The following is an 11,727-nucleotide window of genomic DNA, read 5'->3' as shown; positions in this document are numbered from 1 at the left end:
TTTTTTCACGATACATTGTAGGTTGGCGTGTATCAACGACAATGCACACAGAGCTTATTCTTGATGCGTTAGAGCAAGCTATTTGGCATCGTGGCAACCCCGAAGGGTTAATTCACCACAGCGACAGAGGCAGCCAATATTTGTCTATACGATACACTGAGCGACTTGCTGAAGCTGGAATTCAAGCGTCTGTAGGCAGTGTGGGTGACTCTTATGACAATGCATTGGCTGAAACAATAAATGGATTATTTAAAACAGAGATTATTCGCAGAAATGGCCCGTGGAAGAATGTTGATGCTGTTGAATACGCAACGTTAGAGTGGGTCAATTGGTTTAATAATCAACGCTTATTATCTTCAATTGGGTATATTTCACCAGCTCAATATGAAACAGACTACTATGATAATTTAAACGAGTCAGGTAAAGTGGCCTGACTTAAACAAACTGGTCTCCGATGAACTCGGGGCGATTCACAAACTGACTAAAACCTATTGTTGAGAACAGATATGGATAGTCAGTTACCAAAATCTTTTATAATTATACTTGCCGTATTACAGGCTATTGCTCTTACCCTTTTGTATAGCAGTATAGAAAATAATGTGTGGCCAGCAACAAGCCCTACATGGTTAGTCTCACTTATTACATTTTCTATGAGCTTTCCTTTATTAATGCTAATGACCGTTAATAAAAATAATATAAAAACGTCGTTGCTTTTAATCCTTCCTTTTTCCTTGTTGTTATCTTTATTGGGGGCGTATGTTGGCTTTCAGCAAGAGCCTCAAGAGTACGTAAGTAATAACACTTTAATGTCAGTTTTTATTTTTACTAGTTTAATAGCTGGCTTTAAAGGCCTTATGTACATACAACAATTTGGTAGCTCAGAAAATGTTAGTTACAGTCGTTTATTTAAGCTCTCTTGGCGTAATTTTATAATATTTGGAGAATGCTGGCTGTTTGTACTTATTTTTTGGGGAATTCTAAATTTAGGTGCGGCTTTATTTGATATTTTAGATATAGAATTTTTCTCTGAGCTACTAAGAAATGAATGGTTTTGGATCCCAACCTTAACGCTCGCATTTGCCTTTGCGAGTGTCATATTTAGAAAGCTTTTGAACATTGAAGATAATATCGCTTTTTTACTACAAACTTTAATTAAGTTTTTATTGCCTGTTTTATCAGTTATTTCTCTCGGTTTTTTAGCAACACTTCCTTTTACCGGACTCAATAAATTATGGGAGACCGGAAGCGGCAGTTTATTAGTAATGTGGCTGCAGGTGCTCACGTTGTTTTTTGTTAACACTGTTTATAAAGATGACTCATCAGTTCGCCCTTATCACATGCTCTTGCACCGACTCGTTTTTATAAGCGTTGCGTTACTTCCAGTTTATAGTGTTATTTCTGCCTATGGAATTTACTTACGGGTAGAGCAGCATGGGCTAACAGTAGATCGTTGTTGGGGCATTTTTATTTGGTTTTTATTGGCGTGTTTTTCGTTTAGTTATCTTGTTGGAATTATAACAAAGCGAGACAATTGGCTAGAGCCGCTTAGCAAAATAAATATTGTGATGGGGTGGGTGGTGCTCGTTAGTATGCTTGCTGTTAACTCCCCTTTATTAAATTTTCAAAGCTTATCTACAAACAGCCAAATAGCGCGTTTAGATGCAGATAAAGTAACAATAGAAAAGTTTGACTATTACTATTTTGAGCACAGCTTAGGTCGCCAAGGTTATTTAGCTATGCAGTTATTAAAACAGAAAATTGAAACGAGTCACCCAGAGCAATACGCTATCATCGATAGGATGTATGTAAATAATGAGTTTGCTTTAACGCTTGAACACACAGTCGATGATTTTATTGAGCGCAGTGTATTTTGGCCATCACAAGTGCTAATACCTCAAGGTTTAATAGAGGCCGTATTTTCTGAACAACATTTTTACGATCGTAACTATTTAAAAGAACATACTTACTATTTCATTGGCATGGATTTAAACAAAGATGATGAACTCGATTTTATAGTGATTGACGAAAGTAATGAAAATATATCCGCATATTTCTGGTTATTCGACATGGGTAAGTGGCGCTCAAAGTATATGAATGTCGAAAATCCTGAAGAGATTAGATACCTTAAAAGCATGATTGATAATAACGAATTATCTTTAGTTGAGCCTGAATATTCAAATCTAAAAATAGGGGATGTTGTTTTTAAAGTAAGGTAATACGCTGCTTTGTTTTTTATGCTACAGATCCTTAAACCTAAACTAATGATTATTAGTTTAGGTTTGTTGTTATTTTAGGTGGGGCGCTTTGGTAGTGTGTTTATAAATCACCTGTTATGATTAAGTCATTAGTCACTTGATTTAAAGACAACACAATGAAAAAGTTAAATAAAATAGCATTACTTAGCACGTTAGCAGCCACCATTTTTGCAAGCCAAAGTGTGCTTGCTGCTATTACGCCAGTAGGGCTTTGGAAAACGATTGATGAGGATACAAACCAAGCTAAGTCGTATGTACGTATTACCCAAACCAACGGTGTATTAAGCGGCAAAGTTGAAACAATTCTTAACCCTGCAAAACAAAATGATATATGCAGTAAGTGTGATGATGAGCTAAAAAATCAGCCTATTTTAGGAATGACTATAATCACTGATGTAAAAGCACAAGATGATGGCACCTGGGGAGACGGAGAAATACTCGACCCAACAAATGGTAAAACCTACACCTTACAATTAACCCCGCAGGATGAAGGTAAAAAGCTCGAAGTACGCGGCTACATTGGCTTTTTTTACCGAAACCAATATTGGCTAAGAGTAGAGTAAGTTTTACTACTTACTTAATTACTAAACGTTAAATAATTAAGCATTAACTGAAATCATTTTTGCGCTTTGCCTTTCTTACTCACTAAGCCTGCCATATTTAATTGGCATAAAATTTTGAGTAAATAAAAGGGTAAAATATGATTAAGTACATAGTTGCTTTAATAATACTTAGCACACTGTTAATAAGCGGTGCGGCAAACGCAAAGGATGATGCTGTAAACACGGGTTGGTTTAATAACACGGCTATTAAAGGGTACGACAGTGTTGCTTATTTTACCCAAAATAAAGCCATTAAAGGCAATGACAAATATACGTTTAGTTATTTAGGTGCCGACTGGCATTTTTCGAGTGAAGAAAACAAAACGGCATTTGCAGAAAACCCAAAGCGTTATGCACCGCAATACGGTGGTTGGTGTGCTTATGCAATGGCTGATGAGGGGAATGCCGTAGGGATAGACCCAGAAGCATTTTATATTCACGAAGGTAAGCTTTACTTAAATTACAGCCAAAGCGTACAACAAAAATGGTTAAGTAATTTATTGCCGTACATTGTAATGGCAGATGGGTACTACCCACAAACAACCAATGTGATGACGTTTCAATAAATTACTCATATTGCTAATCAAAAGCCCGCAACTAAACTAGTTGCGGGCTTTTACTTATTAGCTAATTAATTAAAGCGTTTCGCTATATTCAGTCATTACTTGTTCAACCCATGTTGCAATACGCTCATCGCTTAGCTCGTATTGACTGTCTTCGTCGAGCGCGAGTCCTACAAACTGTTTACCATCAGGCGTTAATGCTTTTGAAGCTTCAAACTCATAACTACTGTCGTTTGGCCAAAAACCAAGTTGAGTAAATGTTTGCGTATTTATTTCGTCGTGTAGCATGCCTAGCGCATCTTGAAACCACTGCCCGTAACCTTGTTGATCGCCCATGCCAAATAAAGCAATGGTTTTACCGTTTAGGTTTACGTCGGCTATGTCGTCCCACTTTGACTCCCAGTCTTCTTGTATTTCACCAAAATCCCATGTTGAAATACCAAAGATGATAAAGTCGTACTGCTCTGCATTTTTTAGTGGCTCGTCTTTAATATTGTGCAGGGTAACTATATCGGCACCAATAATGTCGCGAATCTTTTCTGCTGCCATTTCGGTGTAGCACGTAGTAGAACCAAAAAATAAACCAATTTGCATCGTATTTATCACTGTGTAATTGCCTGATATGATAGGCTCAAGTTTACCGTAAGGTATTTTTAATTGATACCTTAGCAAAGCATGAGAGCATAATGTGACAACGCTATCTGACGATTCTTTTGAAAATAACAGCAGTATGAGCAGTAATAGCGACTACCTAGAAACCTTTTTAGATAGCCTGTACTTAGAACAAGGCGTAAGCGAAAATACATTAAGCGCTTATCGCAGTGATTTAGATAAGTTTTGCCTATTTTTAAAGGGCGAAAATTTAATGACGGTAACGGGGCTAGACATAGAAAGCTACTTAGCCCATCGAGTTGATTTAGGTTTAAAACCACGCAGTACAGCACGTAGCATTAGTGCGCTAAAGCGTTTTTATCAGTACTTTGTGCGCGAAAAAATAATTAGTGATTCGCCCATGCTAAACATTGCTCAACCAAAAGCCGGACAGTCGTTACCTAAAACACTCTCAGAAGCTGAAGTTGAGGCATTGTTAAATGCGCCCAACACAGAAGAAGCGATGGGGCTGCGCGACAAAGCCATGCTAGAGCTACTTTATGCAACGGGGTTGCGTGTAAGTGAGCTTGTTGGGCTTCGTATGGAGCAAATTAATTTGCGCCAAGCGGTTGTGTTTGTAAAAGGCAAGGGTAACAAAGAGCGCTTAGTGCCACTGGGTGAAGAAGCCATGTATTGGCTGGAGCAATTTTTAAAGGGTGGGCGTGCACAAATGATAAAACACGCCACCGATTTTGTGTTCCCCTCTAAACGCGGAGTCGGCATGACGCGACAAACCTTTTGGCATAGAATTAAACACTATGCTATTTTGGCATCAGTTGAGTCTCCATTATCGCCCCATACCATGCGCCATGCTTTTGCTACGCACTTATTAAATCATGGGGCAGATTTACGTGTGGTACAAATGATGTTGGGCCATAGCGATTTATCAACGACGCAAATTTATACCCATGTTGCCAATGAACGGTTAAAGTCGGTACACGCAGAGCATCATCCGCGCGCGTAAATTTGAAAGTAAATGTTATTAAGCCGGTCAATATATTAAGTATTTTTAGGATAGAGAGAAGTTATGAAAAAATTAATGTTAGCAGGTGCCATGTTGTGCACAAGTATTAGTGCATTTGCAAATGGCGTTGCTGTAACACCAGATGCTAATGATCCTATTATTACTAAATTTGCCGAGCTTGGTGTAACTGTAAAGCAAATTAACCCAAGCCCAGTAGCGGGTTTAAAAGAGTTGATCACTAATAAAGGCGTACTTTACGCAAGTCCAGATGGTCAATTTTTAATGCAAGGTACGTTAATCGATTTAAATAATCGTAACAACTTAACAGAGCAAGCATTAAACGGCGTGCGTGTTGAGGGCATTAAAGAATACGAAGATTCGATGATTGTGTACAAAGCACCAAACGAAAAACACAGTATTACCGTATTTACCGACATTAGCTGTGGTTACTGTCGTAAATTACATCGCGAGTTAGACGATTTACTTGATGCGGGTATTACCGTTAAGTACCTTGCGTTTCCACGTGGTGGCTTACAAGGTTCAGGCTACGCCGATTTAATGAACGTATGGTGTGCACGCGATCAGCAAGAAGCACTAACAGAAGCTAAGTCGGGTACAAGCACTAAAGTAGTTGCAGGCTGTAGCGCACCGGTTGCAGAGCATTATCAGCTTGGCCAAAGCTTTGGTATTAGCGGCACACCTGCCATTATTTTAGAAGATGGTACGATGATCCCAGGTTACCAGCCAGCAGCAGCACTAAAAGCAGCATTAGATGCTAACAAAGCGTCGTAATACGTTTTATAGCTAATAAAAAGGCCTTAATGGCCTTTTTTTGTCTTTTTAATACGACCCAATAAGTTAAAACTCTGCATGAAAAAACTAATCATTGCGCGTGAAAACGTTGACGACTCGCATCTACCGAGTAATTTACACCCTGTAATTAAACAAATTTATGCTAACCGCAATGTATTTAATGCCGACGAGCTAAATAACAGCGTAGCTACGCTTCACGACTTTAAATTGTTTAAAGATATCGACAAAGCCAGCGATTTATTAATTGAAGCATTAAAAGCGCAAAGCCAAATATTAATAGTTGGCGACTTTGATGCCGATGGCGCAACAAGCACTGCAACATTAATGCAAGGCCTTGAGATGTTTGGCTTTAAGCATTTAGATTACTTAATTCCTGACAGGTTTAGCTTAGGATATGGCTTAAGCCCCGCGCTTGCTGAGCAAATAGTACAAATAAAACCTGATTTAGTGATCACCGTAGATAACGGCATATCGTGTATTGCCGGTATTGATATTTTAAAAGCGGTTGGCATAAAAGTGCTGGTAACAGATCACCACTTACAAGGTGAGCAGCTGCCAAATGCAGATGCAATCGTAAATCCAAATAGGCACGAATGTGATTTTCCGTCTAAATCTATTGCAGGCGTTGGCGTTGCTTTTTACTTATTAATAGCGCTGAGAAGCGTAATGCGAGATTTAGGTTATTTTGAGCAGCAACCGCCGCCTAATTTAGCTAACTTGCTCGACATTGTAGCGCTTGGCACGGTTGCCGATGTAGTGGCACTTGATGCAAATAACCGTACCTTAGTACACCAAGGTTTAGCACGTATTCGCAGTGGTAAAACACGCCCTGGTATTACCGCGCTTATTGAAGTGGCTAACCGCAATGCTGCGCGCTTAAGCGCAAGCGACTTTGGCTTTTCACTTGCGCCGCGTTTAAATGCAGCAGGGCGATTAGACGACATGAGTTTGGGTATAGCGTGCTTGCTTAGCACCGATATAAACCAAGCGCGTAGTATAGCCGGCGAGCTCGATAGCTTAAACTTTGCAAGGCGCGAAATAGAACAAGGCATGCAAGCCGAAGCGCAAGCCGTGCTTGATAGACTCGCATTTAGCGACGATAACATCCCTGATGCTATTTGTTTGTTTCAAGACGATTGGCATCAAGGTGTTATTGGGATTTTGGCTGGTCGCTTAAAAGAAAAATACCACCGCCCAACAGTTATATTTGCTGGTGGCGAAAACGGTGAAATTAAAGGCTCGTGCCGCTCTATTGAAGGGCTACACATGCGCGATTTACTCGAAGGGCTTAATACAGCCGACCCACACTTGATTAATAAATTTGGTGGCCATGCCATGGCAGCCGGCTTAAGTATTAACGAGCAACACTTTAACGACTTTAAAAAAGCGTTTGATGCCGCAGTTAGCGCGCAACTGAGTGAAGAAAGTAAACGCTGTATTGTATTTACCGACGGTGAGCTGCCAAACGACTGCTTTACGATGGAGTTTGCTCAGCTATTAAAGCAATCGGGCCCGTGGGGGCAGCAATTTCCTGAGCCGGTGTTTGAGCACACATTTGAAGTAATACAGCAGCGCATAGTCGGCGAAAAGCACTTAAAACTTGTATTAAAGCATCAATCAGGGCGATTAGTTGACGCCATTGCCTTTGGTATTGATGTAAAAGAATGGCCCGACACAGAAGCGAAGTTTGTAAAAGTAGCCTATCAACTCGATATAAATGAGTTTAGAGGTAAATTTACGCTGCAATTAATAGTTAGAGAGCTTGAAAAAGTGCACTAAAAAATATGCACAAATCATGCATAAAAGGCTAATAAAGCGCGCGGTTTTTTGTTAAAATCGGGCGTTTTTATCATTTGACGATAATTTGTTGCGAAAATCCCATGTAAAGGGGCGCAATTACCTAGCCATTTTGGAGTGATGTACATGTTTGAAGTGAATCCTGTGATTAACCAAATCAAGGCAATTCGCGAACGTACTGAATTGCTTCGGGGGTACCTTTGACTACGCTCTTAAACAAGAACGCCTAGAAGAAGTTAACGCCGAACTTGAAGATTCAGCCGTATGGAATGAGCCTGAACGCGCACAAGCGCTTGGCCGTGAAAAATCAGCATTAGAGGCTGNTTGTAGCCGGTACTGACGACGTTGAAGGTCTACTTGAACTTGCTGTAGAAGCCGAAGATCAAGATACCTTTGATGAAGCACAAAGCGAACTTAGCGATCTAAACGAGCAGTTAGAAGGTTTAGAGTTTCGTCGTATGTTTTCAGGTCCTCATGACTCAAACGATGCGTACCTTGATTTACAATCGGGTTCTGGCGGCACTGAAGCACAAGACTGGTGTAACATTCTACTTCGTATGTATTTACGTTGGGGCGAGGCTAAAGGCTTTAAAGTTGAGCTAGTTGAAGCAACCGACGGTGATGTTGCCGGTATTAAAGGCGCAACAGTTCGCTTTGTTGGCGAATACGCTTACGGTTGGTTACGTACAGAAACAGGCGTTCACCGTTTAGTGCGTAAAAGCCCGTTTGACTCAAGTGGTCGTCGTCATACCTCATTTGCTTCTGCGTTTGTATACCCAGAGATTGACGATAATATTGAAATTGATATTAATCCGTCAGACCTACGTATAGACGTTTACCGTGCATCAGGCGCGGGTGGTCAGCACGTTAACACCACCGAATCGGCAGTTCGTATTACTCACGTACCAACAAATACCGTAGTGCAGTGTCAAAACGAGCGTTCACAGCATAAAAATAAAGCCCAAGCGATGAAGCAATTAAAAGCTAAATTATTTGAGCTTGAGCTACAGCAGCAAAATGCTGAAAAACAAACGCAAGAAGACGCTAAATCTGATATAGGTTGGGGTAGCCAAATACGTTCATACGTACTTGATGACGCACGTATTAAAGATTTACGCACAGGCGTTGAAAACCGCAATACCCAATCGGTACTTGACGGTAACTTAGATAAATTTATTGAAGCCAGCCTTAAATCTGGCCTATAACCACCAAGCTAATAAAGAGCTAAAAAATGACTGATAAAATCCAAGACGAAAACAAGTTAATCGCTGAGCGTCGTGGCAAGTTAGACGCGATACGCGAAAATTGCCCAGCCAACGGTCATCCAAACCAATTCCGTCGTGAGCATTACACGGCTGATTTGCAAGCCCAGTTTGGTGATAAGAGCAAAGAAGAATTAGTTGAACTACAAGAAGTTGTGTCTATTGCTGGACGTATTTTAGCAAAGCGTGGACCGTTTTTTGTAATTCAAGACATGAAAGGTCGCGTACAAGCGTATGCATCTAAAGATGTTCAAAAAGACCTTAAAGAAAAATATGGTCAGCTAGACACTGGCGATATTATAGGTGTTAAAGGCGCGTTAAATAAATCGGGTAAAGGCGATTTATACGTAGAAATGACTGAGTATCAATTACTAACTAAGTCACTTCGCCCGTTACCTGAAAAATTCCATGGCTTATCAGATCAAGAAACAAAGTACCGCCAACGTTATGTTGACTTAATTACTAACGAAGCAACGCGCGAAACATTCCGCATTCGCTCACAAGTAGTTGAAGGTATTCGTCGCTTTTTAGCAGACCGTGACTTTATGGAAGTAGAAACACCTATGCTACAGGTTATACCTGGTGGTGCATCTGCGCGTCCGTTTGTGACTCACCATAACGCGCTTGATATCGACATGTACCTACGTATAGCGCCAGAGCTTTACTTAAAGCGCTTAGTGGTAGGTGGTTTTGATCGTGTATTTGAAATTAACCGTAACTTCCGTAACGAAGGGTTATCTACACGCCACAACCCAGAATTTACAATGATTGAATTTTACCAAGCATACGCTGATTACATCGACCTGATGAACATTACCGAAGACATGCTACGTACTGTTGCAGAAAACGTACTAGGTAGTGCAATTGTAGTTAATACAACTAAGGACGAAAATGGCGAAGTTATCGATTCAGTTGAATACGACTTTGGCCAACCGTTTACACGTTTAAGTATGGCGGATGCTATCTTAAAATATAACCCTGAGTTTGATGCTGCGGTATTTAACGACCCAGAAAACCATTTTGAAGAGTTAAAAGCGTACGCTAAACAAGTGCACGTTAAAATTCCTGAAAACTGTGTTTGGGGTCCAGGTAAGTTTCTTTGTGAAATATTTGAAGAAACAGCAGAGCACATGCTTATTCAACCTACGTTTATTACTGGTTACCCGTGGGAAGTATCACCACTTGCACGCCGTAACGACGAAAACCCATTTGTTACCGACCGTTTTGAGTTTTTTGTTGGCGGTCGTGAACTTGCAAATGGTTTCTCTGAGCTTAACGATGCACAGGACCAAGCTGAGCGCTTTACTCGTCAAGTTGAAGAGAAAGACGCAGGCGATGATGAAGCAATGCACTACGACGAAGACTACATACGCGCACTAGAGTACGGCTTACCGCCAACGGCTGGTGAAGGTATTGGTATTGACCGTTTAGTTATGTTGTTTACTGATTCATCAACAATTAAAGACGTTATTTTGTTCCCGCATATGCGTCCACAAGCTGACTAATCTTTAGTAGAACAAAGTAAGTTAATAAACGCCGCTTAATAGCGGCGTTTTTTTTGCTTATAATTAGTGTTTTAATTAATAAGTACTACACTAAAAATTAAAGGTAATTATTAGTGCTGATTAATGTGCAATTCAGCTTCACTAACTTATTGTTATTGGAAGTTTTTAATATTAAAACTAACAGTGCTATAACTTTTTAGTATGATTGTTTTTTAAACATATGTTGTGTTTATACAAAGGTTTTAGCTAGAATACGCACGAAATTTACACTGCTGGTATTTAGCAGTTAAATATAGATTCTTAAAGGACTTAGAATAATAGTATGAAAGACAAACGAGTAGATGATTTATCAGAAGAGTGCACATCAGAGCAAGAACGAAACGCTTACTACCGTGCTTGTATCGCTGAATTTCAACAATTAGGTTACCAAGAACAGTATTTGGCTCAGTTAACTGATGACTTAGTTCCCGTGCTAGGTGTTAATCCTTCAAATAAAAATACGTAACCCGCTTAAATTTCAAACTAATTACACTTTTAAACCAAGCATATGTGCAATCTGTAACCATATAGTCGTTTTTGGTAGAAAAGTGTTTGACATATTTTCTGAAATCTTTATTATACGCCCCACAAGACGGAGAGGTGTCCGAGTGGCCGAAGGAGCTCCCCTGCTAAGGGAGTATAGAGTTTGTAGCTCTATCGAGGGTTCGAATCCCTCCCTCTCCACCATTTCTTTTAATGGCGTGTTTTGTAAAATTTTAAAGTATGGGTGCATAGCTCAGCTGGATAGAGTACTCGGCTACGAACCGAGCGGTCGGAGGTTCGAATCCTCCTGCGCCCACCATACTTTAATAACTCGCTTAGAGTCTAAATAAGCAAACTATAAAGTGGGTGCATAGCTCAGCTGGATAGAGTACTCGGCTACGAACCGAGCGGTCGGAGGTTCGAATCCTCCTGCGCCCACCACTTTATAAACTCTACTTAGAGTATAAATAAGTAAAACTCTCACTTAGAGTAAAAACAAGTAATAGTAAAAATGAAAGTGGGTGCATAGCTCAGCTGGATAGAGTACTCGGCTACGAACCGAGCGGTCGGAGGTTCGAATCCTCCTGCGCCCACCACTTTCATGTTTTCATACACTTTTAAGTGTAAGAAAAATAAGCCGATGGAAATCGGTTTTTTTTATGCCTGAATTAATACGCTCTGCTTAGAGTTTAAATAAGCAATCTATGAAAGTGGGTGCATAGCTCAGCTGGATAGAGTACTCGGCTACGAACCGAGCGGTCGGAGGTTCGAATCCTCCTGCGCCCACCACTTT

General features: G+C 40.3%; 10 protein-coding genes, 5 tRNA genes and 1 pseudogene. 15 read left to right on the top strand and 1 reads right to left on the bottom strand.

Annotated features, from left to right (window positions below; translation table 11 throughout):
- The 4 genes from L655_RS0118620 to L655_RS0118605 all read left to right on the top strand — a co-directional run.
- Positions 1-434: IS3 family transposase (locus L655_RS0118620; protein ID WP_024604509.1), on the top strand; the 434-nt coding region annotated here is incomplete at its 5' end.
- A gap of 72 nt (positions 435-506) precedes the next feature.
- The gene (locus tag L655_RS0118615; protein WP_024605914.1) at positions 507-2,216 is read left to right on the top strand and encodes a DUF4153 domain-containing protein; all 1,710 of its coding nucleotides are present in this window, start codon (positions 507-509) and stop codon (positions 2,214-2,216) included.
- A gap of 155 nt (positions 2,217-2,371) precedes the next feature.
- The gene (locus tag L655_RS0118610; RefSeq protein WP_024605913.1) at positions 2,372-2,818 is read left to right on the top strand and encodes a DUF2147 domain-containing protein; all 447 of its coding nucleotides are present in this window, start codon (positions 2,372-2,374) and stop codon (positions 2,816-2,818) included.
- A gap of 137 nt (positions 2,819-2,955) precedes the next feature.
- Positions 2,956-3,423: a YHS domain-containing (seleno)protein gene (locus L655_RS0118605; RefSeq protein WP_024605912.1), complete on the top strand. Its 468-nt coding sequence runs from the start codon at positions 2,956-2,958 to the stop codon at positions 3,421-3,423.
- 69 nt (positions 3,424-3,492) lie between these two features.
- Here the strand turns inward: L655_RS0118605 and fldB are convergent, their stop codons facing one another.
- Entirely contained in the window at positions 3,493-4,014 is a 522-nt protein-coding gene (gene fldB / locus L655_RS0118600) for a flavodoxin FldB (protein WP_024605911.1), read from the bottom strand.
- A 94-nt stretch (positions 4,015-4,108) separates the two neighbouring features.
- Here fldB and xerD point away from each other — a divergent pair, with 94 nt between their 5' ends.
- The 11 genes and pseudogenes from xerD (at position 4,109) to L655_RS0118540 (ending at position 11,723) form a co-directional block, all read left to right on the top strand.
- Positions 4,109-5,035 carry a site-specific tyrosine recombinase XerD gene (gene xerD / locus L655_RS0118595; protein WP_002961416.1) on the top strand — a complete coding sequence of 309 codons (927 nt, stop codon included), beginning with the start codon at positions 4,109-4,111 and terminating at the stop codon, positions 5,033-5,035.
- A gap of 63 nt (positions 5,036-5,098) precedes the next feature.
- Positions 5,099-5,827: a bifunctional protein-disulfide isomerase/oxidoreductase DsbC gene (dsbC, locus tag L655_RS0118590; RefSeq protein WP_002961417.1), complete on the top strand. Its 729-nt coding sequence runs from the start codon at positions 5,099-5,101 to the stop codon at positions 5,825-5,827.
- Between the two features lie 78 nt (positions 5,828-5,905).
- Entirely contained in the window at positions 5,906-7,627 is a 1,722-nt protein-coding gene (gene recJ / locus L655_RS0118585; protein WP_024605910.1) for a single-stranded-DNA-specific exonuclease RecJ, read from the top strand.
- Positions 7,628-7,771: 144 nt separating this feature from the next.
- A pseudogene (gene prfB / locus L655_RS0118575) lies at positions 7,772-8,850 on the top strand (peptide chain release factor 2).
- 26 nt (positions 8,851-8,876) lie between these two features.
- A complete protein-coding gene (lysS, locus tag L655_RS0118570; protein ID WP_002961420.1) occupies positions 8,877-10,412 on the top strand; it encodes a lysine--tRNA ligase in 1,536 nt (511 codons plus the stop codon).
- 322 nt (positions 10,413-10,734) lie between these two features.
- Positions 10,735-10,917 (top strand): hypothetical protein, encoded by a 183-nt coding sequence (locus L655_RS0118565; RefSeq protein ID WP_010553261.1) that lies wholly within the window; start codon positions 10,735-10,737, stop codon positions 10,915-10,917.
- A gap of 128 nt (positions 10,918-11,045) precedes the next feature.
- Positions 11,046-11,138: transfer RNA gene (locus tag L655_RS0118560), tRNA-Ser, on the top strand.
- A 38-nt stretch (positions 11,139-11,176) separates the two neighbouring features.
- Positions 11,177-11,253, top strand: a tRNA-Arg gene (locus L655_RS0118555).
- A gap of 45 nt (positions 11,254-11,298) precedes the next feature.
- A tRNA-Arg gene (locus tag L655_RS0118550) sits at positions 11,299-11,375 on the top strand.
- 78 nt (positions 11,376-11,453) lie between these two features.
- Positions 11,454-11,530, top strand: a tRNA-Arg gene (locus L655_RS0118545).
- Positions 11,531-11,646: 116 nt separating this feature from the next.
- A tRNA-Arg gene (locus L655_RS0118540) sits at positions 11,647-11,723 on the top strand.
- The last annotated feature ends 4 nt before the right edge of the window (positions 11,724-11,727 follow it).

Source organism: Pseudoalteromonas sp. TAE79 (genome assembly GCF_000498015.1).
Classification (GTDB): Bacteria; Pseudomonadota; Gammaproteobacteria; order Enterobacterales; family Alteromonadaceae; genus Pseudoalteromonas.
This window is presented reverse-complemented; position numbering and strand designations above follow the sequence as displayed.